The organism is Paenibacillus sp. FSL K6-2859, from assembly GCF_038008265.1.
GTDB classification, from domain to species: Bacteria; Bacillota; Bacilli; order Paenibacillales; family Paenibacillaceae; genus Paenibacillus_AQ; species Paenibacillus_AQ nitricinens.
Map to the genome: position 1 here is coordinate 4,451,818 of NZ_JBBOYU010000001.1, position 24,252 is coordinate 4,476,069.

A 24,252-nucleotide genomic window follows, 5' to 3' on the forward strand; every position below is an offset into this window, starting at 1 on the left:
TTGCATCTCCTTTGTCCCCGTATCTATCCACAATACCTCAATATCACAAGCTTTAGAAGTGAAAAAATAACTAGATGATTTCCCCTTAATAATCCTTCAACCCAACACTATCGAAACTGCACAATACACTAACAACAGTCCCATCAGTACATTAAATTGACTTCTATATTTAGATATCATTTTTTTGAAAAGAGAACCACACAAACACCAACAAAAAGTGCCCATATAACCGATGAATGCAAGAATTAAAGAATAACTCAATAATCTAAAGGAGGAAGAATGATAGGTAAGGATAAATGTAGATGTAACTGTGATCCCATATAAAATCCCTTTCGGATTAATAAATTGTAAAAGCATTCCCGCAATAAAGCTATTGTGTTTATCTCCATCTTCATCACTTTCTGGTTGTTTACTTGTAATCATTTTAACTGCTAAATACAGCATGTAGACTCCGCCTAATAGAGCCATAATAGATTTAATTTGTGGAAGAAGATTATTCAAAAGTAGATTAAAGTAGGAACATAACAATATAATTATAAAAAATCCTGTGCCCACTCCTAAACAAAATTTCATTGTTTTTTTCAGCCCAACTTGGTTTGCAAAAGTCATTGCCATAATGTTATTGGGTCCCGGAGTAAAACTTGCAACAAATGCATATAAAAACAAAGAAACAAACACTAAATTATATCTCCCTTCCAACTTGTATGTTATAATGCATTTATAAGACGTTATAACGTACATACGTGCGTTTTATTGTATATCACGATCGTTATAAAGTAAATGGAGAGAGGAAAATTACAGTGGAAGAAATAAATTTGGTTATTGCGGAAAATATAAAAAAGATAAGAAAAAATAAAGATTTAAGCCTGGAAAAGGTTGCGGAATTAACTGGAGTCAGCAAAACAATGATTGGTCAAATCGAAAGAGGCGAATCGACACCAACCATTACAACTCTTTGGAAAATCGCCAATGGCTTAAAAATTTCATTTTCTGCCCTGATAGATTATCCAAAACCTGACACAAGAATAATCTTAAGAAGTGACATTCAGCCACTGCTTGAAGATAACGGAAAATATCGAGTGTATCTATCTTTTCCATTTGAAGAAAGTAAACGGTTTGAAGGTTATACCGTGGAGATAGACAAGGGTGGGTACCTTGATGCCAATTCTCATATGGAAGGTACCGAAGAATTAATCACCGTGTTTGACGGTGAATTGTCTTTACGTGTCAATAACAACGAATACCTCTTAAAATCTGGTGATTCTATCACCTTCAAGGCAGACAAGCCGCATGTATATCATAATCCAGGACCAACAATAACCCGTTTAAGCATGATTTTATACTACCCCTCTTAGCAAAAAAAAACCAAGGCACTTGAGCCTTGGGATCCCGTCTTTCAATGATAACCTGCGGATATTTGAAGTTCCGTTTGCTTATATCTTCCTCCTATATCGGGATAATAGCAAATCTGCCACCAAACCAACCAAGATGGCAGTCCCAAAATGAATGCCATAGAGAATCAATTGCCAAATGCGCTCATTTTCCATAGCATAGTGCAGATCTGTAAGCCAAGGATTTAACCACATTAATGTCGGTGACGTAAAAAAAAGCAGCAAATTTTTATCATCTTCACCGGATAAATTAATTAGACAAATCATTATGGATAGTAGAGACAGCCAAAAGCTAAATCTTTTGTTTGAAATTTTCATAACATCCTCCTGCAAGTTATGAGCCGCCCAACATAAATTTGTAAATCTTACCGTCCTGTACATAATCATTATTAAAAAGTAGGGCATCACCTTCTCTTTTCAGGAACTTCAGGTTGTCTCCATAATAAGGGAGGTCGTTTGTTTCAGCATATTTTTGCTGTTCTACGTCAAGGAGTTCCTTGTACAACAATGTCTTGGTCCCTGTTTTACGATCTATCATCATGAGGAAACCTTGTTGATTGGACCGTATCATCAGATAATCCTCGTCCATTCCCTCCACTAAATAATTATCCGAAATATCCCCTAGTGTGGTCAGATCAATCTTCTCCGTTACGTTACCCGTTCCATCTTCAATTAATCGTAATATTTTCCCATCGGTAAGCAGGAGCTGATTGCCAGCTATTTTCACATTGTCACCGTAACGAATATAATATCCTACACTCGCTTGGCGAATGACCATTGCATCCTTAATAATCATCGTATACCATTTATTATTGATATGTGGTTCTCCGTAAACATCTGTTAAGGTTAGATAGAGTAGACCTTTTGGCGTCTTCTGAAAGTTGAACTGAACAGCATCGAACAGCTGCGATCCGAGGTTCGCTAGTAAGCGAGTATGTCCTGCGGAATCTGTTAAATATAAACTCCCAGTTTTCTTATCTACTGTATAAGTAGATCCACCGAATTGTGCACTGGCACTTGCAAAGCTCAATAGTCCAGTTGCAGTATATATCCTCTTCGTCGCATCCCAGCTAATCGTTGTTCCTCCTAATGAATTTACAAGAAAGCGTGCTGGTACATAGAGCTGGCCATTAAGCTCAAATGGAACACCCTCCGCGTTTACAAGCTTACCATCGAGGACTCCCTGTTTACTTCCAATTCGAACGGCTATCTTTTTCCCCCATCCAGTAAACTCTGCTCTTTGATGGGATTTATCCCATACTACCTTAAGTCCTGCCGCTTCCCAGTGGCTAGCTGAAACATAAGTCATTCCTTCCTTTACTAGTGCTGAACTCGTTACTTTCCCGCCTCCATCCATAATGTAAGTGAAATAAGCGGGCAATGCCGCATTCGCTACTGGAGCAGTAAGCAATGATACAACAAATATTGGAGCTAGCAACCATCTTTTATCCATACATTGACCAGCCTCCATGTTAGCGAACTATAAACTCTTCATATTGTATTGACGCAGTTTTTTTCCAAACGTTCCTATAAATTTTCAATATTAGTAAATTTAATATCAGTTTCCCCCAACGAACCGACCCTCTCCTTCTGCCTTTTTCCCCTCTTTTGCTTGTTCCCCCAAGAATCTGTGAAATTTTTTTCATATATTGTTGAAGAGGTTGGCGCCAAACCTTGAACAAACAAATAGAAAGAAGGCAGATAAAATGGCTCTAGGTTGTGATACTGCTACTAATGTAACAGCGGCAAGATTAACTACACTTAAAAACAATAGCTTCACATTTGTTGGCCGATATTTGAATCGTGTAGAAGGTTATCAGGATGGTCTCACATCAGCCGAGGTGACACGAATATCAGACGGAGGATTATATATCGTATCCCTTTACCAAATCAGTAAATCGCTCGATCACTTTACGAATGCCAACGGTGTTGCAGATGCTGAAACTGCTGTAGGATTAGCAAGCGATATGGGACAAACCAGCAGCACTCCTATTTATTTTGCCATAGACCGTGATATGACCTCATCAGAAATCACAAACAATTTTGTGCCTTATTTTCAAGGCATAAAATCCGTATTAGACAGCAGTACCAAAAATCCCAAGGGCTATAAAATGGGTGTATATGGATCAAGAGCGGTCTGTTCTTATATCCGTGGCACTTATTCTGCTACAACACGCTACACCTTCATCGTAGATAATAGCTGGTTGGGAACCTTCGATGATTGGAATCTCAGACAATATAATTTCAACACTGAGCTCGGATCTAGCACTGGCAAAATCAACGTAGATTATGTAGAATCCTCATCGAATGGCGGCGGTGGCTGGAAAAAGTAAGCTCATTCATTGCACGCCAGAGCAAGGGGTACCTGTAAAACCAACAAGGCAGTGGTTCTCCTTATTGGAGAATCGCTGCCTTGTGTTTTGGGTATGCCGCTGGTTGCATGCGTAGAGGTGGAAGTCGATCGACGTTCCGCTATCCCCTCTCCGTATATTTTTTAACGAGATAACTGCATTCTGTACACTTATTTCGTCTACAAAGGGCTGAATTCTCACTTTAACTGTATTCAATACAATTAAAAGCCTTTTGTTACTATTTAGAATCCTCAAGCTGATCATATGCTGAATCATATGTCCACTCTAAGCCGTAGCCCTTACTCGACAGGTAGATGGTACCGATTGTATTTCCCTCTTTAGTGAGCAGAATAGGAAACAACCCTTCTTTTCCATTGAAAATAGGTGAAAGCGGCGTTTTTTTATAATCATTGAAGACATCCGGAAGAGTCACCGCGAGCTTTTCCCATGACTGCCCCTTATCCTTGGTCCAATAAATAACTGGCCCATTATCTTCATAGTATCTGAACCCCAAGAAGCCGATATCCTTGCTAGAGAAGCCAGCTCCTGTTAAACTTTCCGCGTACAAATCGTTAGGATTACCAATCTCCGTCCATGTCTTCCCACCATCAGAGGTCAGATATACATAATTCAACGAACGTCCCACACCCGCAGAACCTCCGGAGACAATCCAGCCGTTTTGTTTGTCTGTAAATCCGATGAACTTCGTGTCATAACCTTTTGAACCTTCAATGTTGTAGGTATTCCACGTTTCTCCCATGTTATCACTGATTAATACCTGAAGTGGAGATTCTTTTCCATCTGCAAATCCATAGACAATAGCGGTTTTATCCTCGGAAATAAAAAAGCCAGTCTCTCCTCTCCCCATCCCCATTTCTGTTCCAGTTGTATCAAGTTTTAAAGGCGTTGGCGCTTGGATCTCCCCCTCCCGATAGGAGACAGAGACATTACCGTTCTCGTCAACGGAATATTCATTTCCAGCATTATGCACAACAACTTGTTCACCGCTGGAGCTATAGGAATAAATCGTACCTGGTTTGAGCGTCTTATCTGTAGATTGACCATTTAGATTCGTACATGCAGCTAATATTGCTGTCACTCCAACCAACATTATGACTGTAAAAAAAGCCCCTACTCCATTTCGTTTTTCTTTCATATTTAAAATACTACCGAATCGCTGCTTCATCGAGTGTTTTCCTCCTGCAAAATTCGTTGACAAAGCTACATGCCGAGTGGCACTGCTTTGCATGACCGATAAAATCGCTTCACAGTATCTCTTCCGATAGGCCGCGCCTCGCTCACGTACAACCGTATCATCACAGTAAATCTCAATCTCGTGGGCAGCTTCGCGCATCATTAACCAAACAAACGGGTTAAACCAATGTAGTGCCTGCACTATCTGCAACAACAGCTTATAAACGATGTCAAGCCTTTTGTAATGAACCAACTCATGTTTTAAGATAAACTCCAGTTCTTCATCACTATATTGTTCATGAGGCAAAAACAAAGCTGGCTTGTAAAAGCCCATTAACATCGGATTGGGAACTTTACTGCTTATCAAAACTGGAATGGAGGCTGTTACGTTCATTTCTTTAGAAACTTGTTTGAGCTTGGTGACTATATTCTCCCCAAGAATAGGATTGCTCCAACGCAGTGCCTGTTTTCTGAAAAAGAAATAGCTCAGCAAATGATACGCTAAAAATAACACAGCTCCAGCAAGCCACATGAATGCTAAAATGTCCAGAATTGATGGGATATGGCTTACATTCCCTGCCTGAGCTGTTTGAGTGATTACAGATGGATCAGCCTGTAAATTCTGAGAAGGTGTACCCTGAAAGACTGCGGCCATCCCCTGACCTTCTGGTATTTGAATGGCTACAGGAGGATTAGTAAAGGAAAAGTTGAACGGCAGCAATAATCGCAGGGTTAAAATCAACCATATCCAATAACTCCATTTCGCTGAATAATGTCTCCTTAACATAGGCCTTAACAAGATCAAACCGATAATAACTAGACTTGTAGTTAATGAAATAACCAGAAAATCTAAAAAAAGACTTGTTATCATCAGGTTTCCTCCTTTTCTACTCTATCCAGCATTTCCCTCAGCTCTGCAAGATCACCTTTATCGATTGCCTTTCCGTTGTATAAAGACATCACCATATCTTGCACAGAGTTACCGAACAGCTTCTCAAGCGTGGACTTCCCTTCGCTCTCTTTATATTTCGTTTCCGAAATTGCGGCAAGATAACGATTGCTACGTCCCTCTTTTTCACAAAACAAAAAGCCCTTTTCAACTAGACGTGACAACACAGTCAATAAAGTTGCAAGTGCCCACTTACGCTTATCCCCCAGCTGATTCAAAATGTAGGAGGAGTTAACCCAATCTTCCGCCCTCCAAATCACCAGCATAATTTCCAATTCAGCATCGGGCAGCCGTTTGATTTTGTTATTCATCACTATTTCACCTCGTTATACAATTGTGTAATAAAATCATTATACAATTGTATAATAAAAAAGCAAGCCCATTGTTTCAGCGTTAATGTATACATCATAGACGCTTATATGCACTAAAGAGTTGCTAGATAAGTTAATATCCTTTTACAAAAAAACAAAAGGCTGTCCCATAAGTAGGTCTCTTTATTCAAAAGACAGCCCTTCCTGACTTCAAAGCTATAAAAAATAATACAACAACAGAGCACGTCACCGGGTTATTGGAGACGTGCTCTGTTATATTTCCGGTCGATGGCGGCCTGCTTAAGTTGATTGTAGGCAAGGCGAAAGCCAACCGACCTCTAGCGTCACTTTTTCTTTGTCGCGAAGCAGAAATCGCCGGAAGTTCCGGTTATATTTCAATTGAAATTGTAAAAAATTTTCCGCTTAAACAGCGGAGAGAACGGACTGATTGTGGAAAAGTGACAGGTGTCCCCTTGGTCTCCAGATTTTCACCACTAAGAGGAATGAAAAAATCTGGAGAGCACAGCGATTGGAACAATGGTCCGCTCGCGGAGCGTCCACTCAAAAAGCCTAAGTATATCCTACGTAAAAAAAGGTTGACCCAAGCAGCCATTTCATGGCTTTTGGGTCAACCTCTTGTTCGTAATACTTAGAGCGCTGCAATCCGCTGCTGGATGCGTGGAAATAAGGAGAAGGCATTCTCGTAAAATACTTTTTCATGGTGCTGCTCAGGGACAAGCCGGCGGATAAATTCCGCATACAGGTCAATAGGAGCGAGTGGCCAATCCGTGCCGAACAACATTTTCTCATAGTGGTCGGAATACACCAGCGCCCGGCGAAAATGATCCATGAACAGAGGTTCATTCATGAACCGTTCAAAATGAGGCCGATCACCGACCACAAGACCGGACAAATCGGCATAGACGTTTGGATTTTTGGCCACCACTTCGGCGGCATCCATCACCCACGGATCGCCAAGATGGCAGATCATAAAATTCACATCACGTCGTTGAAACGCTAATTCGTCCACGGTAAGTGGATGTGCATACTTTAGCAATCCGTTCATCGAGTACGTATCACCGGTATGAATGACCACAGGCGTGCCATACTTTGCTGCCAGCTCATAGATCGGCGAATAGATTTTGTCATAAACGTAATGATGATAGTACCCGGCGTAGAGCTTAATACCAGCTACCTCGGGAGCTTGCAGCCGTGCCTCAATTCGATCCAGCTCCTCTAGTGCATCCTTTCCTCCAAGCATGTTCGGATTGATCCCCACGCATTCCATTAAGAAAGGCGGAACAGTGTCCTCCAAGTCAAGGCTCATCGGATTAGGGGAAGTCGAGTCAGGGAAAGCTCCCTTCGTCTGCTCCGTGACCCCCATTCCAATGCCGAGAATAACGTCGTTCTTATCAAACTCCGCTTTGAGCCCAGCAGCAGTGTAATCGACTTTAGAGAGATCCTGTGCTGTTTGATGAAAGCTGTCGATGTCCGACAGATGAATGTGAATATCAATGATCGGCATTTAAGATCTCCTTTTCGTCAGTAGGTCTAGCAAAGGTCAGCTTCAAAAGACTGCGGACATCCTCTGAATTCAGAGCGAGTTCTCCCATGATCAGGAAGGACGGCTGTGTCCAAACGGTTTCTCCATTTAGAAGTGGAAGATGATGATGCACCCCGTGATTAAATACTTTATTGTTCACATACGCCGAGGCACTCTGATTCGGATGACTGCTCACCATATGCAGCATATCCTTACGCGAAGTTGCACCAATTCGCAAGAGTCCCTTGGCCTCAAGATAGGTTTCAACCGTGCCTAATAAGAACTTGCCCTCCTTGGAGAATTCCATCCATCCTTCGGCATAGACTGGTGAAGGTTTGATATAATTTTCCTCCGACAACGAATAATTCGGCAGGGTCATTCCGCTGTTATTGGTCACCGAATGCAACACACAGAGCACAGGGACACCTGGGAGCATAAGGTAATGCTGATTAACAATAATTCCTCGGTTCTTTTCCTGCTTCTCGATCGAAGTAGTGATACGTAATCCTTTCCATACATTGCTCTGAATATCCATTTTCTCGGTCCAAGCTGCGCTTCTTGGCTCCTCCAACCGACTAAATCCACCTATGCCTGAAATCCCCACACCGAGTCCACCGTGCCAAGGATTCCACCAGGAACGTGGTGCTGCTTCAGGATAGGAGCTATCCAGCCATTCTTCTCCATGGTGCTTCAGGGAATGCACAACACTGCCGAAATCAGGAGCAGCTGCAATAGAAAGAACTCCGTTGCTCACAGTGTAAATAGGCCCCGCTGGTCCCTCTTCTGTGCCACAGATAACAGCTGCTGTTTCCGTTTGAGGGAACCAGAGGCCTGTTCGCTCTTGAATACGATCCTCTCCACGATAGACGACTCGAACCTTCTGTCCTGATTGGCTGTGTTCTAAAGAAGATTCCACTTCCTCAGGTGAGAGCTCAAAGCCCGCGGAGTGCAGATTCTGCTCTCTTTGCAGCTCCATCTCAGCGACTTTCTGCTCCTCTCCTCTATCCGTTTGTACATACAGTTCGAGGCTTCCATTAAGCGAAGTCATCTTTCGTTCGATTAACTCCGCATGAAGCGCACCCGCCGCAAACGGATTTCCACCACCGAGTGTTAGTTCAAGATGATCATCCAACACTGGTGTGATCGGATCCACCTGCTTCCGTGCAAAGGTGCGGAAATCCGACCACTTCAGGAAGGTGTTTAAAGCGAACACCAGTGTCTTTGTTCGTACGACATCTCCAGCAGAGATTTGACCAAGTTTATGCTCCAGACCAAGTGGATACTCCGGACGAAGCAGCTTCAGCGAAGGATCCCAGCAAACGCCGCATGTGACATTTTCTTCCTTGCTAAACAACCAATTTTCCGTAATTTGAGCGCTGTCCCAATTACCCGGATCACCCGAATAAGAATCGCCCATGTCTACGTAATGACCCTGATAAGGCAGGATGAGCCGTTTGCCAAAAAATCCGAAATTGGTTAGCAGATACATATCCTCTTCCAACGTTTGGTTACTAGTATTGCATACCTCGCTATAAAACTCAGCGATTCCGTTTGCAAAGAGCTTAGCCACTCTTTTTATCTCCAGACCCGGGAATTCATCCGATTCATAAAGGGTCTCTAAAACTTGGCCCTCTCCTTCGGAATAGATCTTCACTTCTTTAGCCTGTTTCTTCGAGAATTCTTCGGCGAATGGTTTACCTAACTTCGGATGGGTCAGCCAGAAATTATGGCTCGAGCCGGGATATTCAATCCACATCCCATTATCGTTATTATTAAGATGTACGGAGTAGGCGCCGTTTACAGCCACCCACTGATCCCCGTTTTCCCCACCAAAGCGGCCATGTGTTCCTTTCATTAGCACAGATAATTGGCTGATGAAGGACACTGCCTTCTCTCCAGCCGGAACGGCCGTTACCTCAATATCCCGTGAATAAAGGCCATATGAATTTAGGGTAAAGGGCACCCGGATGGAAGCCTTACCTTTAGCTGGAACCGAGAAGCTCACTGCCCGATCCGCCCACGTCAAAAATTCTTCCTCTGGCAAATCAAAAGAAAATTCCGCTTCCGCTGCAAAATTATTCTCAACATTCAAATATATCTCAGCGGGAAGACCCGGATACAGCTCACGTGTTGGCAACTCCATCAGCATTTTCAGCGGGAATTTAGGAGTAACACCTATACGGAACTCAACGCGCTTGCCACCGATGATCCATTTGCTCATAACCACGGGGTGAGTCTTCTTGTCGTTTTGCTCTTCACGAATCGGATCAAGCTCGAACTCACCTTCTACAATAACTGTTTCTCCTGGCGCCAGTGTTGGTGCAGCAGACAAGGCAAAACGAATATTTTTGTCATTTTGGCCTTTGATCTCAATAGCCAGATCAGACGCCGAACGATTCTTGATGTGATAGCGAATCTTGTAGGTGGAACCGAATACAAGATCGTGATCGTCAATCTCCGTGGAGATTTCATAGTCAGGTGTATCAAGAGCCGTCAAGCCGCGACCGGTCTTCTCGAATTCTGTACGTAAGGAAAGTTCTCCCTTTTGCCAAGTGTAATCGAAGAAATCAAAACCACGCTCCCGGCGACCATCCGGCTGAATGGGCAGTTCACGGGTGCTATCTGCATACCAATCCAGCTGCTCAAAATAAGGAGCGAGTGCTTCCGTTTGCAGAACCGTCGGAATGAAGTTCATCAGATGGACGTAATCCTCATTTTTTTCCCAAAAGAATCCACATTTCTTATACATCGGTACGGCCTTCGTATTACCTGCCCAAGTAAACAGATCAAGTCGCGGCCAGCCCGCTTCAACTGTTCGGCGAACAGCGTTCAAAATCAGGTTACGACCTACCTTGTATCCGTGATAATCAGGTCGCACATTCAACAGCGGAACATACAAAGCTCCTTCGTCTTGACGGTAATGAGCAAAACTGCAGAAGCCGACCACTTCCTCACCATCAACGGCGAGAAACACATTCAGATTGGACGAGATTTCCATCTCGCGGCGCACGGTATCCTCTGTTCTCTGATTGGTGCCTCCTCCCCAGCTTTCGTTGCTACGGTTCCACATTTCTGCGACCGCCTTAGCGTAAGAAGGATCATATTCGATAATGCGGATTTGTTCCGCTGTAGTCTTTACAGTCATGCTCTCATCTCCTTATTCCTCAAATATGAGTATGTATTCGCAAAAAGTTATTCTAGATAACATCTCTACAACTTTATTCAAATAACTCCTACGAGTTCTTATTATACTATTAATTGGAAGGCAGTTACGAGGTAAAAAACTTGATAAAAAATTCTTTCTGCTCCATCAAAATTTCATTTGTCTGATTATTTATTTTATGCATACAAAAAGACGAAACGCATAGTTGTTGATGTAATACGTTTCGTCTTTTCATAAGGTTTCTAATAGTTTAAATCACTTGTGAGAATCGCCTGTTACGTAATCTATTAGTTTTCGCGCAAATGCACTAGCAATCCATCAGCTCCAGTCACCAACATGTCAGTGCCTGTCCAAAGCATTTCATTAAAATTATAGAATTCATTATGCTCATAAAAGTTCCAACTCTTTAAATCCTTCGAGACTCCGATTCTGTTGCTGCTTATGAAACGGTAATCTTTTCCGGTCCAAACCAATCTACTAGCGTTACTGCTGGCGGCATGGGTTTCTATATATTGATCATATTGTCCCTTTACTGATGTCCATTGCAGACCATTAGCTGAGCTATAAATATGATCCGATACAATGATGAATTTATCCTTCGCCCATTGTACATTCAAGAAAGTGTAAGCTTCTTCATAGTCGTTCTGCTGTTGCTTCCAATTAGGGAGATCATTCCCCAGCGTAAAGGTCTGCAGATTCCATTTGGTTAAATTAGTACTCTGTAAAACGATGGCTTTACTGCCATTAGTTCCGACTACAACAGTGGTTCCGTTATGAGTAGCAATGTCCGTCAGCTTACCAGACCAGTTGTAGATTTTTTTCCAGGTTGTTCCGTTCTCTGAAGAGTAAATCATCGACTTCTTATCATTGCCTTTAGCATGCCCGATAGCTACATACTGTTTGCCAGTCCAAATCACGTGTTTCATTTCGGCATCCAGAGGCTTATTGTTTCTGTTCCAAGCAATACCATCTTTGGATGTCCAGGCATATTGCAATCCTACCGCTACAAAAACGTTACCATTCCAAGCCACGGAGGTCAGACCGTTTACTGTAGTATCCTCCCTGTTACCCAGCAGCATCTGCTGCCAATTCTTTCCGTCCTTACTCGTTGCAACAGTTGGAACTGCATACGTATAAAGTGAGCCAACGGCGACATATGTTCCATTTCCTTTTACAACTTGACTGTAGGAAGCATCAGGCTTCGCACTCTGCTTCAAATCCCACTTTAAACCGTCTTTGGATACGGCCAGACGGGTACCTGAATAACCAACAAAACCTTTCCCGGTATAGGTCACCATCATCCCCAAAGGCATATTAGGAATTTTCTGCTGCTGCCATTTCACTTTATCGGTAGATACAAATACTATACCCTCTTCGCGAAATCGAGTAGCGTAGATTAGGTATTGCTTGCCATTCCAGAATATTTTGCTGCGGCTGTACAGACCGGAGAACATCTCTGAAGTTCTGACAAGCTTGAAATTAATTCCATCCTTAGTACTGAGGTTATTGCCTTCGGTATCATAAAATACTAGCGTGCCATCTGACTGAAGCTCATCAAAAGTCAACCAATAATTACGAATCGGTTTTCCATTTATTGTTGCTTTATATTTCAGATTGTTATTTACTTTACCAGACTGTTGAGTCCACTGGCTTAAATTATCAGATGTATACACAATCAGCTCAACATTTCGTTTATCGCTCAGGATATAAAGGAATTGATTACGAGTACTAGCGGAGCCATAGTACGCATATCCCCCGTAAGTCATCATATAACGTTTACCATTCCAGTAAATCTGATCGAGACGTTCACCAACCGTGCCTTGCAAGTTCCACATGCTTCCGTCCGTGGAAGTGTAAACTTCCGTCTTCATGGTTTGATCCGGATAAGACAACAGAATGAATTGATTATTCTGCCAAGTGATCGTGTAAGCTTTCAATACCGATGACTGTAGTTCAACTGCTGTTTCGATCCACTTTTCTCCATCCAGAGAATAATACAGATGAGGTAAGCTTAAATTCTGATCACTTAAAAAGAAGCGATCATGTTGATAAGTGATACTTATTTTGCTTGAATTGATCGGTAAAGGCTTTGTACTCCAGGTTGCACCCCAATCTTTTGATACAAGGAATCCCGTCAACTTAGGAATAATAACCAGGCCCTTACCATTGCTGGCAGCTTGCCCTAGCTCGTTTCCCTTAACACCATCATAAGTAAATGTGAACTGCTTCTCTGCGTCCACTGTTAACGCGGAAAAGGCAACTTTTTCCGGAGTAGCAATAGTCTTTTGATCTGACCCGGTACCAGACTGCTGCTTGGAGTTATCTCCCCAAGTTACTGCACTTCCATCCGCCAGAAGCGCAAAAGAATGAGCCGCCATACATCCGTTGCTCAATCCAACGGCATTGTTCAGATTTGAAACCTTGACCGGTTCCACAGAATACTTGGTGGTCCCATCTCCCAGTTGGTTTCGATCGTTGAAACCCCAGGCCCAGACTGTCCTATCCTCTTTCAGAACGGTGTAAAAGTTCTCTCCAGAAGTAATATCCTGAATGCTCTCTAATCCTTCAATCCGTTCAACTGCCCCTTCTTCTCCCTGCAGAAGCTTGAGATTGATTACACCTGTGTTTGAACTTGAAGTATAAATGGTTGAGACACCCCAACCCCATACCTGTCCATCCTCTGACAAGGCATAATTGGGCTGGTTCGTTTGCCCATCAATAATCTTCTTGATACCAGAAAGACCTTCAACCTGGATAGGAACCGATGATTTATTGCCGATACTCCACACTGTTCCGTCGTTTTTAATAGCGTATGTATCAAAGAATGCCTTAAAGTCAGCATTTGAAAGCTCAGGTCTTTTTACCGCTGCTTTGCCGGGTTCAGAAGGCACATACATCCAGACGGTACCATCACTCTGTGTGGCATAGACATATGCCTTGGCATCGCTGATCTGTACGATCTGCTTAAGCCCCTTAATCTGACTAAATGATGCAGTATCTTTTGAATAGTTAAACCGTCCCCATACCGTACCGTCTTTTAGAAGTACCTGTAGAAATTGGTTACCACCTTGAATATCTTTAATCGGCTTATCTTTAAAGAAAGAAACTTCTTGAGGAGCTGCATTCCCTATCTCCCCAAAGCTATTATATTGACCCCAAGCCCACAGATTCCCTTGGATATCTAAAGCATAGGATTGAAGATTGCTGGCAACAATCTTTTGCACTTTCACACCGGTATTAGCTCCCTGATTCCCTACTTCTAAGGCTTTAGCAGAAGGAACTGCGGTAATAAACGTTCCGGTAATTAGCAGTAGTATTAAAACTATCAATGTTATATTCCTTGGGACTACTCTCTTAAATAAATTCATAGTATGTTCTCTAAACTCCTTCGCATCCTTAATTAACCAATGTTTCTTCCTAATCTCTGAACATGGGACCTCTTGCAGTATTAAACTTCACCACTCTCCTTCAGGAATATTATACTATCATTTCCATAAAACACTTATTGAAAAAAAGGAGGTTTTGTAAAACTATTGAGTAACGAAAATAAGACCATGCCTTCTGTATTAGCTAATTTATTTTGCGTAGTATAATAAAAAGCTGTCGAGTCTCCCTCGACAGCTTCGAATCTACTCTAGGAGCAGCCATTCTATTTAACAACTCTCCACACGATCTGCTGATCTATTTTTCAAATTCGCGATACCTACAATGCCAATCAACAGCACGCAGAAAGAATAAGGAAGTGCCATATTAGCGGTGTATAAAGCTGTGCCTATAACTGGACCTATGAATGATCCGCCACCTTGTAGGGCCGCAATAAAGGAAGCAACGCTTCTTTGCTCATGGTCTTGAACCGCCATTGAAGCACCGGCACTGTAGCCAAGCAATGTAAAGCCGATGCCGATTCCCAAGAATGTAAAGTCCACATAAGCAAATCTGATAAACAATAACAAACCTAGCAGACCCAAAGCCACAAATAATAGCCCTACGAGCAGCACCTTTTTAGGATGCCATTTGAGATATTTGCTGATCACAATTTGCGAGAGCACCACCATTACTCCAGAGATAGCCAGACCCGTTCCAATTAACTGAGTGGCTTGCTGGGTGCTATATCCAAGGCTGTCTTGCACAAAAAATCCGATAGTAACCTGCACGATATTCAGCGCAAACGATAGCAAAAGTCCAATCCATAAATAGAGGCGTATCCGTCTGTCGTTGGGTGAAAGTGAAATCGCCTGCCGTTCAATCTCGATATTCTTTTCTTTAGGAATAAACACTAGAAACAAAATAGCTAAGGTGAATAATAATATCGCTGCGGCGTACATTGGCGAGGTGAGTCCCAGCGAAGCCATTCCTCCGCTCATTGCAGGTCCTACTACGAAGCCAAGTCCATTGGCTGCACCGAATAATGCCATTCCCTGAGTACGGGTCTCTTTTGTACTCCAGCCCATAACATAAGCCTGTGCTAATGCCGGAATACCTCCAAAGAAAAAGCCGGCGATTGCACGAAGGATAAAGAAACTCCAAAATAGGCTGGTTTTGCTCTCAGCATGTACTGCATAATCAGCCAGCAATGCAAAAATGACTAGTGTTGCCATATAGACGAACATAATCGAAGCGAGCAGCCATTTTCGGATCATGAATGTTTGTTTTTCCCAGAAATATCCTCCGAGCAGCCAGCAAAGTCCCGCTACCGATACCAAACATCCTGATTGAAAATCACTAAGTCCCAAATTTCGGGCAAGCGGGCCAATAATCGGATTAAATGCGGCTATCGATATCATCCCTGTAAGTACGATAAGAAACATAATACTCAGTCTGTATTTCATGAAATCCCCTTCTCCTCTCAAGTAAACCAAAACAATATACGATTCATAATCGCTGTGTTCATCGTACTATGCCTGGAAGTCAGGCCTCTACCCGATGGCGGATTACTTTACTGGTTATCGGGATTATTAGTAGAACACAAAAAAACTGCTCCTAAGAGCAGTTTAAGTGATAACCTTTCAATCTACCGTCCCAATATTCTCCAAGTGCAATGAACTTTCGGAGCTAACGCCCGCTTCCGTACTCAGAGTAGTAAGTGCTTGTTTAAGATCCTCTTTATTCACATACACGTATGGACTCTTCCAAAGAGATTCCACATGTAAGGAATTGATATGATCTGGTTTGAGTTTAGGGAAGTTCAACAACCATTGCTGGAGATCTGCTTGTGGAATATCTGTCTTCACATTTTCACCGATGATGTCCAATACATTCCCCCATTGGGACACGCCTTGGAAATTCCCTAGCTTATCCAGAATCTGCTTAATTACTTGCTGCTGTCGATCATTGCGCTGAAAATCGGAGGATTCAGCCGTTCCTTGATTCGATTTGCGGTATCGCACAAAATCAAGCACATGTTTGCCATCCAGCTTCTGCAAGCCCTTCTTCAAGTCGATGTTCGTTCCATCTGCCGAATCGATATATTTCATATCCATATCGACATCAATGGTTAGCCCGCCAAGCAAATCCACCGTCTCCTTCAGCACATCAAAATTCACCACCACCATGTGATCAATTGGCAGACCTAGTAAATTGCTGAAAAACTCTTTTGTATTAGGGATAGCTTCAGTTTTATCTTTTATGTAATGGTATGCATAATAATAATTAGCTTTTCGAGAGGGCAATGATTTAGGTTTTAGTAACAAATCCCTCGGTATAGATAAGAAACTCGTCGACTTCGTGTCAGGATTGAAGCTGACAAGCATTAACACATCGGTATTCATTACCCCACCACCACCGTCCCGACTATCTACCCCGGCAAGCAGAAAAATCATAGGTTCAACCGATACCGTCTCCTTTTTTTCCTCTAGGGCAGCGGTTGGCTGGACGTTGATTGGAGCAGCCATGCGCTCTATCGCGTTATCCGTTTTTTTGTATAAATACCCTGCATATACTCCAATTCCGATAATCGTTGCGCCTAAGACAAGTCCAATGCTCGTCAGAATTTTACGAGTTGTTGTCCATTTGCGTTTGTTAGTCATAATTCCCTCCACTCAGTTCCAGTAGCTTTTTCAAACCGTGCTTTCATCCTTATGGACTTTCACACTTAGCACTATGCCAATCGCAATCATATTAGTAAGTAACGAGCTACCTCCATAACTAATAAACGGCAAGGATATCCCCGTTAGGGGCAGCAATCCAAGATGCATTCCAAGGTTAACAGAAACTTGAAAGATAATCATGGCGATAAATCCGGTGACAACATATGCTCCTGCACGATCCCTGCTTTCTAGTGCGATAAAGATCATTCGATAGACGAGCAATAAATAAAGCATCAGCAGCACAGATGAACCTATAAAACCGTATTTTGCACCGATGACCACATAGATCGAATCGGAATACGCGTAAGGAATATATCCTTTTCGCAAAAAAATACCTTCACTACCCGATAATCCACCGGAGCCAATGGCAATCATTGCGTTTTTGACATGCCAAGATTTATCCGGATCACTCTGAGGGTCTAAAAAAGCCTGAATTCTTGACAATTGATGGGGCTCGACAATCTTGGATAACAAGTCGAAATTGGCATAGTAGAGCCATAGTATCGTGCCGATCGAAATAATCACCACACCGAGGATCAAAATCATATATAGAGCACGGATGTTACCAATCCAAAGCATACTAAGCAATATGCCAGCAAAAACGAGCGCTGTACCCAAATCGGGTTGATCCATGATCAAAATGAAAGGAATTAAAAAAATGAAACAAACCGGTACTAAATCTTGAAAAAAGCGAAGCTGCTGTCCTTCTCGTTTACCCAATAGATGAGCAATGAGCAATACCGTACATATTTTAGCCAGCTCGGAGGGCTGGAGCTGAAAGCTCCCAATACTTAACCAACGCACGGCACCATTGAGGTTTTCCCCAACCAGCTTAACTAGCACAAGTAGACCAATACCCACGCTATAAAAGAGATACGCTAACCAGCCTAATAGAATCTTATAATCTACCAATGCGATGAATAACATGGGTATGCAAAATAAAGCAAATAAATACAATGAACTGATGTAAAGTCCGTCTAACCGTGTATCCGTAGTCGCTCCATAAATAGCAACAGTACCAATACCAACTAGGCCTGTTACGAGAAAAAGTACGGATCTGTCCAGCTTTGCAATTTTGGTGGAGATAAACATGAAACAACCTCTATTTAATTTCTGTATTTTTCTTGTTGTAAAATGAGCATCATAAATAATCCGCCTGTGCACAAATACATCTTGCTTCAAGATGAAGCTGAAGTGCAGCGGATTATAAAGTGGAATGATTATCTCAGATCAAATTTGTCCTGATACGCCTTCTTCGATAACAGCTTTAATTTATCTTCACTCAGCGTGTAAATATCCAGTCCGTTCCCTGCCTCGCCCAATGACCAGCCCAGTGCGAGTTCGTTATGGCCATCATCATCGACATCATAGAATCCGGCATAATCCAGGCCATACCCAAACCCCTCAACCTCCGAAATCTTTTGCCACGCTTCATTTTCCTGCCTAAGCAGCATCGCTTTTATAGAAGAACCTTTGTTTTTGCTGTACTCATATACAACTACAGCTTCGTCAATACCGTCTCCATCCATATCCCCAAAGGAGATAGCATGATCCTCTTGTCCTTCCAACGGAGTTATCAATTGAGCTTTGTCGGGAAGCCATTTGATAAATTCCTGACTCGTTTTGTCTCGCTGCAGGCTTGCTTCTGATGATGGAGGCTTAATCAGCTCTCCTGGTGTTGCCGGCACTCCGCATCCTCCGAGCAAAATTAACGTTGTTAACATAGCACCTATTTTTATGAATTTGCTCGGCATTTGGATCATCGACTCCTCGCTTGTCCGCATATATAGTATTTTATCTGTGAAAGAGATGAAAGTGGTTATGAAATAGTTAAATTTGAGCTCTATTTATATCGGCAAGTCAAATTGGACAATCGTCCCCTTGCCTAAAGTACTGCTTATTCGTAGTTCCCCATGATGCAATGTAATGATCTGTTCCGAGATAGACAGACCCAAACCGCTGCCTGACGCCTGTTGGTCCGCTTTGTAGAATTTTCGCCGCACATTCTCTAAATCCGCTTCTGCGATGCCTGACCCAGTATCCTCAACTGTAATTACAACTTTCCCTGAAACCGTATGGGCAGTAATAAGAATTCGACCTGAGGAACTAGTGAATTTGAGCGAATTATCAATGAGATTAATCATGACTTGCTTCACACGATTCTCGTCAGCTTGAATGACAGGCAAATTCTCTTCTATTTTCACTTCGAGCAAGATGCCTTGTCGGGTTGCTCTAGGGGTGAGTTGTCTGCCAATATGCTGCAACAGCCCTGTTAGATCCACAGTTGTAAGGTGAATTGCGATTCTTCCGTTATCCAATTTGGAGAAATCGAGCAGTTCATCTACCATATGAGTTAACCTGTCACTCTCAGATTCAATGATATCTAGCCCATCATGAAATAGAGCCTGATTACTCTCCCCACCCGCCTTCAAGGTGATTACCCAGCCTTTGATCGAGGTCAATGGCGTACGCAGTTCATGGGATACGGATGCGATAAAATCATTCTTAAGCTGTTCACTGTTCGAGATTCGACTGGCCATCATATTTAATGTATCCGCCAAGGATCCAAGCTCGTCTTGATAGCGCTTTTGTACTCTTATGCTGAAATCTCCTTCGGACATTTGGTCTGCCGCCTGTTTCAGATCTTTAATGGATCTGGTTATGGTCCAAGATAGTAATAATCCAAGCAAGGTGACGATACCAATCACGAGCATACCTACCCCGATCAGCAAAACCGCAATTTGATTAACTGTATGTATCGTTTCCGTTAAAGAGGTAATAAACCTAACTTCCCCAATGATGTTATCTTTGGCTTGTAAAGGATAGGACACCGTAAAAATAGCTTCCTCGGTTACAGGGTCCTCACCCTTCCAACTGTTAGGCTGCCCTTTTATGGCTGCTTGTACATCCATGTTATCTGTCATCGCAAAATCGCCTTGGATTCCGTTCGAATCCTGCAAAAGCCGACCTTCAGCATTAATAATCTGTACCTGTGCATCGGAATGACTGGCAAAGCCCTTTAACAACCGATCCGATTGTGCCTCTAAATCCTCGTCGCTAAAATATTGCTGATAAAAAGAAGCCGACAGTTCCGCCTGATTCATCAGGGTTTGCTCTATATTATGAAAATAATAATAACGTACAGATAAATTAAGGATAATCTCAAGAATGAGCACCGTAAGACAGATCACTACAAAATAGCTTCCTACTAATCTTTTCTGAATACCCATTCTTCAACCATCCTTTCTAAAGCGGTATCCGAGCCCCCATACAGTCTCAATCCAATGCGGGTTAGAGGCGTCCTCTTCAATCTTCTCTCTTAGCTTACGCACGTGAACATCTACTGTCTTTGGATCGCCAATATAATCCTCACCCCAGACCAGGTTCATTAATTCATTCCTAGATAGTGCTGTATCCGGATGCTCTAGAAAGGTCTTCAGCAACTGGAATTCCTTCGGGGTTAATTCAATAATGTCATCGTGTTTAAACATCTTGTTCGAGTTCAGATCCAGGCGAATCGGTCCGGCTTGAAGGATAGTTCTTTGCGGTTTTAGAGCTGTTTCTGTACGGCGCAATATCGCTTTAATCCGTGCCACCAGTTCTAATGGATTAAAAGGTTTCACAATGTAATCGTCGGCACCCATTTCAAGGCCATTGATTTTATCCAGATCTTGTCCTCGTGCTGTTAAAAAAATGATGATGACCCCAGGGTCCTGCTCTCTTACCTTCCGGCAAATCTCAAACCCATTCAAATCCGGCAGCATGATGTCCAGAACAATAACGTCTGACCGGTTCGCCTCAAAGCTCTGCAATGCTTCTTCTCCACAAGCAGCTTCACTAACCATAAACCCATTATTCGTTAAATTTATAGCTATAAACCGTCTAATATTATCGTCATCTTCCACAATAAGAACTTGATTTCGCTCTACAGTATTCATGCTCTTCACCCCTATAAACCAGTATTCAAACAAGCAAAAAAAACAAAAAAACTCTCCCGGTAAAGAGAGAGTCTTGTCTCAGATCCCTGTAATTAAATCACAAGTGGATATTACTCTATATCGCTATGCTTGTCAAAAATCTAATCCAAATACACAGCCTTACCCGTTTGTGCAGATTCATAAATCGCTTCTAATATTTGCGAAACAACATATGCCTGTTCAGGTGTTACAACCGGGTCTTTATCCTGTTCAATAGCTTCGATCCACTTTCTTAATTCGATGTCAGGTGCACTCTCTGCTTTTCCTTCATAGTAAGCAACGCCGCCTGCCCCAAGCTCAATTTTATTGGTGTACAGCTTGCTGAATTTCTCTCCATTAATTCTAAGTCCGTCCTTCATATCAGCGCCTGCTTCAGTTCCGCTTAAGCTGCACTTCGCTTCATGTACGTCCAATGAATTGAGTGCCCAGCTCGCTTCCAGCATAATTGTGGCGCCATTCTCCATTACGACCATCCCAAACGCTGAGTCCTCCACGGTGAACTTTTTAGGGTCCCAAGGTCCCCAAGCGTTGGCGGCCTCTTCTTTTTGCGAGAGTTCATGATATTTGGTGCCCAGCACGACTTTCGGTTTATAGTTATCCATCATCCACAGCGTTAGATCCAGCGCATGGGTTCCGATATCGATCAGTGGCCCTCCACCTTGCTTCTCTTCATCGAGAAATACGCCCCATGTCGGTACCGCTCTCCGTCTGATGGCATGTGCTTTTGCAAAATAGATATGACCAAGCTCCCCGGACTCACATGCTTTTTTCAAATATAAGCTGTCTTCTCTGTAGCGGTTGTCATATCCAATGGTTAACTTCTTGCCTGTACGTTTCGCCGCTTCCACCATTCGTTTGGCATCTGCTGCCGTTTTAGCCATTGGTTTTTCGCACATGACATGTTTTCCTGCTTCAAGGGCTGCAATTGAGATCTCTGCATGAGCGTCATTCGGCGTTAGCACGTGAATAATATCAATAGAATGATCTTTCAACAATTCAGTATATTCTGTATAGACTACAGCTTCAGAACTTCCGTATTTCTCCGCCGCTTCTTCCGCACGTTCTTTAATAATGTCACAGAAGGCAACGATCTCAACCTTACTTTGTCTGCTCAAACTTGGTAGATGCTTCCCGTTCGCGATTCCACCACACCCAATAATTCCTACGCGAAAAACTTTACTCATTTCATTCACCCTCACTTCTAATTAGTTTGTTTTGTATTTCGATAAGTTGCTGGAGTCATGCCTAAACGCTTGCGAAATACGATATGCAAATACGTTGCATTCGTAAATCCTTCGGATTGAGCGATTTGTTCGATCGGATAATTGCTTTCTTCAAGCTTACGGCAGACCGCTTTCAACCGGATATCCTCAAGCGCCCTACTGAAAGATTGTTCGGCGTTAACTTGTTTAAACACTCGCTGCAGCTGCCTTGAACTAATATTCAGCTTTTCAGCAACATTCTCCAAAGTAACGGCTCCTGAATAATTAGCTTCCATATATTGAATGGCATATTGGTACCGATAAGTTGACATATCTCTAACAGGCGCTTCTGTTCGAATTCCACCAGCATCATACGCTCTTACTGCCTTTAATAAAATGCTAATTACGAGATGTTTAATGGAAGTATAATATCCCGTTAATTTACCTTCACAAGCTTCATAGGCTTCAAGAAAACATTTCATAGCGCTGTGATAATCTTGTGCTGGAACTAGCGGTAACTGCTTTAGCTTCTGAACACAGGTCTCAGCCTCCGCAACCTCCCAAGGATCTACGTCCTCTCTGATCTTCTCTTTGATGTCCACATGTAGACACAGTTCTTCCATGGATTCTTCTGGATCCGCCTCTTGGCGATGCATGACACCCGGTCCGGTTAAATAGAGCATTCCCTCCGACAAAGGGTATTGCAGATCGCCAAGAATAACTTCTCCCTTTCCTCGTGGAATAAAATGAAACTCGAACTCAGAATGATTATGGAAATCTATGACTCTTCCCGGCGGAAAAGAGATCAAATGAAATCTAAGAACTGTAATCTCGTAATGTCCCCATTGGATTGAAATATCCAATCTCTCGAGCATATCATGTTTCTCAAACATCATCTCATAGGGAAAGTTACTCAATATAACATCCTCCTGACAGGTGGAGACCGGTTAAGCGTCTAGATCTGCTAACCGAACCATACGAGCTTCTTTAGCAGAACGATTCGCCGCTTCCATTAATCTCGTAAGGTCCACAGCAATTTGAACATTCTCGGTGGCGAAAGTATCCTTTTGGATATGATTAACCCACTGATGGAATGCGCTTTCACGATTAGCATGTAGCGCTACTTCTTTCCATCCTTCCTCTTTGTCAGCGGATTTGTTACTTCTAAGGAGAAGCTTATCCTCTGGTGTTCCGTAAAGAAGAGTTCCTTCGGTTCCATGTACCTCGATGGTAAACGGCGAATGACTATTCACGAAACCAGCCTCGACCACACCAATTGCTCCTGAATTCGTAAATAATGTTACCACTGCATTATCTTCTACTTCCTTGCCCGTGACATAACCAAAATTAGCACTTACACCGGTCACCTCTTGACCTAAGAAAAGCTTCGTCAAATACATAGGATGACAGCCCAGATCAATCAAAGCTCCGCCACCACATTGTTCCAAGCTATAGAAATGATCGGGAAGCCAGTTTTCTGTAGCCCCATTATGGGATAAGCGTACTCTAACGTAGGTGATCTCTCCGAGCAGTTCTTGACTTAGAACTTCTTGAATCGTTAACGCGTATCCATCATTTAGACGTGGCAAGGATACGGTCAGCTTCACCTCGTTCTCTTCCACTGCGCTTATGATCTCTTCAACTTCTTTATGTGTAGGGGCAATTACTTTTTCCGTAAAAATATGTTTGCCCGCTTTAGCCGCAGCAACAATTACATCTCTATGCACATTGGTAGGCGCATCCACTATGACAGCATCTATATCCTCTTGCGCAAGCAGGTCCTCCAGTGAATCGAAAAAAGGAACATTTAAGCTTTCGGCAGCTTTTTTCCCACGCTCTGCATCTTCATCCCAAACCGCAGCCAATACAGTATCCTCATGTTCTTGAGCTTGCTTCGTATAGTCCCAAGCATGTACATGCCAATAGCTAATCTTACCAATTTTTATCGTCATTTGCTTGTGCCTCCTGTATATATGTTATTCTGACATCTACTAATAAAATATCACATAACAAAGCCCTTTATTAGTAGGGAAATGCGACATTTAATATATAATATTACGACACAAAAGTAATTAAGTTATAAAT

The 24,252-nt window shown here is 42.6% G+C and carries 20 protein-coding genes; 3 read left to right on the forward strand and 17 right to left on the reverse strand.

Annotated elements, in window-relative coordinates:
* Window positions 1-96: 96 nt before the first annotated feature.
* Entirely contained in the window at window positions 97-678 is a 582-nt protein-coding gene (locus MHB64_RS19930) for a LysE family transporter (protein WP_373455815.1), read from the reverse strand.
* 122 nt (window positions 679-800) lie between these two features.
* On the opposite strand from MHB64_RS19930, the gene MHB64_RS19935 reads away from it, so the two are divergent.
* Window positions 801-1,355, forward strand: a complete 555-nt coding sequence (locus tag MHB64_RS19935) for a helix-turn-helix domain-containing protein (protein WP_094869297.1) — start codon at window positions 801-803, stop codon at window positions 1,353-1,355.
* A gap of 78 nt (window positions 1,356-1,433) precedes the next feature.
* Here MHB64_RS19935 and MHB64_RS19940 read toward each other — a convergent pair whose 3' ends face one another.
* Both MHB64_RS19940 and MHB64_RS19945 read right to left on the reverse strand, forming a co-directional pair.
* The gene (locus MHB64_RS19940; protein ID WP_341135223.1) at window positions 1,434-1,709 is read right to left on the reverse strand and encodes a hypothetical protein; all 276 of its coding nucleotides are present in this window, start codon (window positions 1,707-1,709) and stop codon (window positions 1,434-1,436) included.
* Window positions 1,710-1,725: 16 nt separating this feature from the next.
* Window positions 1,726-2,844, reverse strand: coding sequence for a copper amine oxidase N-terminal domain-containing protein (locus MHB64_RS19945; protein ID WP_341135224.1), 1,119 nt, complete (start codon window positions 2,842-2,844; stop codon window positions 1,726-1,728).
* A 253-nt stretch (window positions 2,845-3,097) separates the two neighbouring features.
* Here MHB64_RS19945 and MHB64_RS19950 point away from each other — a divergent pair, with 253 nt between their 5' ends.
* Entirely contained in the window at window positions 3,098-3,724 is a 627-nt protein-coding gene (locus tag MHB64_RS19950; RefSeq protein WP_341135225.1) for a glycoside hydrolase domain-containing protein, read from the forward strand.
* Between the two features lie 256 nt (window positions 3,725-3,980).
* On the opposite strand, the gene MHB64_RS19955 is transcribed toward MHB64_RS19950, so the two are convergent.
* Together MHB64_RS19955 and MHB64_RS19960 are read right to left on the reverse strand one after the other, a co-directional pair.
* A complete protein-coding gene (locus MHB64_RS19955) occupies window positions 3,981-5,807 on the reverse strand; it encodes a M56 family metallopeptidase (protein WP_341135226.1) in 1,827 nt (608 codons plus the stop codon).
* On the reverse strand, window positions 5,807-6,196 hold the full coding sequence (locus tag MHB64_RS19960; protein WP_094869292.1) for a BlaI/MecI/CopY family transcriptional regulator: 390 nt from the start codon (window positions 6,194-6,196) through the stop codon (window positions 5,807-5,809). Before MHB64_RS19960 ends, MHB64_RS19955 begins: the two co-directional genes overlap by 1 nt.
* 257 nt (window positions 6,197-6,453) lie before the next feature.
* On the opposite strand from MHB64_RS19960, the gene MHB64_RS19965 reads away from it, so the two are divergent.
* Window positions 6,454-6,849, forward strand: a complete 396-nt coding sequence (locus tag MHB64_RS19965; protein WP_341135227.1) for a hypothetical protein — start codon at window positions 6,454-6,456, stop codon at window positions 6,847-6,849.
* On the opposite strand, the gene MHB64_RS19970 is transcribed toward MHB64_RS19965, so the two are convergent.
* The 12 genes from MHB64_RS19970 to MHB64_RS20025 form a co-directional block, all read right to left on the reverse strand.
* Window positions 6,846-7,721, reverse strand: coding sequence for an amidohydrolase family protein (locus MHB64_RS19970; protein ID WP_094878208.1), 876 nt, complete (start codon window positions 7,719-7,721; stop codon window positions 6,846-6,848). The two genes, MHB64_RS19965 and MHB64_RS19970, sit on opposite strands and share 4 nt — an antisense overlap.
* A complete protein-coding gene (locus tag MHB64_RS19975) occupies window positions 7,708-10,884 on the reverse strand; it encodes a GNAT family N-acetyltransferase (protein WP_341135228.1) in 3,177 nt (1,058 codons plus the stop codon). Before MHB64_RS19975 ends, MHB64_RS19970 begins: the two co-directional genes overlap by 14 nt.
* A gap of 305 nt (window positions 10,885-11,189) precedes the next feature.
* Window positions 11,190-14,231 carry an RCC1 domain-containing protein gene (locus tag MHB64_RS19980; protein WP_179281543.1) on the reverse strand — a complete coding sequence of 1,014 codons (3,042 nt, stop codon included), beginning with the start codon at window positions 14,229-14,231 and terminating at the stop codon, window positions 11,190-11,192.
* 324 nt (window positions 14,232-14,555) lie between these two features.
* Complete coding sequence (locus tag MHB64_RS19985) at window positions 14,556-15,731, reverse strand: MFS transporter (protein WP_341135229.1); 1,176 nt, start codon at window positions 15,729-15,731, stop codon at window positions 14,556-14,558.
* A gap of 177 nt (window positions 15,732-15,908) precedes the next feature.
* Complete coding sequence (locus MHB64_RS19990) at window positions 15,909-16,928, reverse strand: LCP family protein (RefSeq protein WP_094869286.1); 1,020 nt, start codon at window positions 16,926-16,928, stop codon at window positions 15,909-15,911.
* A 30-nt stretch (window positions 16,929-16,958) separates the two neighbouring features.
* A complete protein-coding gene (locus tag MHB64_RS19995) occupies window positions 16,959-18,080 on the reverse strand; it encodes an FtsW/RodA/SpoVE family cell cycle protein (RefSeq protein WP_094869285.1) in 1,122 nt (373 codons plus the stop codon).
* 128 nt (window positions 18,081-18,208) lie between these two features.
* A complete protein-coding gene (locus MHB64_RS20000) occupies window positions 18,209-18,742 on the reverse strand; it encodes a hypothetical protein (RefSeq protein WP_094869284.1) in 534 nt (177 codons plus the stop codon).
* 93 nt (window positions 18,743-18,835) lie between these two features.
* Window positions 18,836-20,218, reverse strand: a complete 1,383-nt coding sequence (locus MHB64_RS20005) for a sensor histidine kinase (RefSeq protein WP_094878211.1) — start codon at window positions 20,216-20,218, stop codon at window positions 18,836-18,838.
* 3 nt (window positions 20,219-20,221) lie between these two features.
* On the reverse strand, window positions 20,222-20,926 hold the full coding sequence (locus MHB64_RS20010) for a response regulator transcription factor (protein WP_094869282.1): 705 nt from the start codon (window positions 20,924-20,926) through the stop codon (window positions 20,222-20,224).
* Window positions 20,927-21,066: 140 nt separating this feature from the next.
* Complete coding sequence (locus tag MHB64_RS20015; RefSeq protein WP_094869281.1) at window positions 21,067-22,149, reverse strand: Gfo/Idh/MocA family protein; 1,083 nt, start codon at window positions 22,147-22,149, stop codon at window positions 21,067-21,069.
* A 17-nt stretch (window positions 22,150-22,166) separates the two neighbouring features.
* Complete coding sequence (locus tag MHB64_RS20020; RefSeq protein ID WP_094869280.1) at window positions 22,167-23,087, reverse strand: helix-turn-helix domain-containing protein; 921 nt, start codon at window positions 23,085-23,087, stop codon at window positions 22,167-22,169.
* Between the two features lie 27 nt (window positions 23,088-23,114).
* Window positions 23,115-24,119, reverse strand: a complete 1,005-nt coding sequence (locus MHB64_RS20025) for a Gfo/Idh/MocA family protein (protein ID WP_094869279.1) — start codon at window positions 24,117-24,119, stop codon at window positions 23,115-23,117.
* Window positions 24,120-24,252 lie beyond the last annotated feature (133 nt).

Excerpts from the sequence above, each read along its gene's own strand:
- MHB64_RS19940 (WP_341135223.1), bottom strand. The coding sequence starts at position 1,709 with ATGAAAATTTCAAACAAAAGATTTAGCTTTTGGCTGTCTCTACTATCC.
- MHB64_RS19945 (WP_341135224.1), bottom strand. The coding sequence starts at position 2,844 with ATGGATAAAAGATGGTTGCTAGCTCCAATATTTGTTGTATCATTGCTT.
- MHB64_RS19950 (WP_341135225.1), top strand. The coding sequence starts at position 3,098 with ATGGCTCTAGGTTGTGATACTGCTACTAATGTAACAGCGGCAAGATTA.
- MHB64_RS19955 (WP_341135226.1), bottom strand. The coding sequence starts at position 5,807 with ATGATAACAAGTCTTTTTTTAGATTTTCTGGTTATTTCATTAACTACA.
- MHB64_RS19960 (WP_094869292.1), bottom strand. The coding sequence starts at position 6,196 with ATGAATAACAAAATCAAACGGCTGCCCGATGCTGAATTGGAAATTATG.
- MHB64_RS19970 (WP_094878208.1), bottom strand. The coding sequence starts at position 7,721 with ATGCCGATCATTGATATTCACATTCATCTGTCGGACATCGACAGCTTT.
- MHB64_RS19975 (WP_341135228.1), bottom strand. The coding sequence starts at position 10,884 with ATGACTGTAAAGACTACAGCGGAACAAATCCGCATTATCGAATATGAT.
- MHB64_RS19985 (WP_341135229.1), bottom strand. The coding sequence starts at position 15,731 with ATGAAATACAGACTGAGTATTATGTTTCTTATCGTACTTACAGGGATG.
- MHB64_RS19990 (WP_094869286.1), bottom strand. The coding sequence starts at position 16,928 with ATGACTAACAAACGCAAATGGACAACAACTCGTAAAATTCTGACGAGC.
- MHB64_RS19995 (WP_094869285.1), bottom strand. The coding sequence starts at position 18,080 with ATGTTTATCTCCACCAAAATTGCAAAGCTGGACAGATCCGTACTTTTT.
- MHB64_RS20000 (WP_094869284.1), bottom strand. The coding sequence starts at position 18,742 with ATGCCGAGCAAATTCATAAAAATAGGTGCTATGTTAACAACGTTAATT.
- MHB64_RS20005 (WP_094878211.1), bottom strand. The coding sequence starts at position 20,218 with ATGGGTATTCAGAAAAGATTAGTAGGAAGCTATTTTGTAGTGATCTGT.
- MHB64_RS20010 (WP_094869282.1), bottom strand. The coding sequence starts at position 20,926 with ATGAATACTGTAGAGCGAAATCAAGTTCTTATTGTGGAAGATGACGAT.
- MHB64_RS20015 (WP_094869281.1), bottom strand. The coding sequence starts at position 22,149 with ATGAGTAAAGTTTTTCGCGTAGGAATTATTGGGTGTGGTGGAATCGCG.
- MHB64_RS20025 (WP_094869279.1), bottom strand. The coding sequence starts at position 24,119 with ATGACGATAAAAATTGGTAAGATTAGCTATTGGCATGTACATGCTTGG.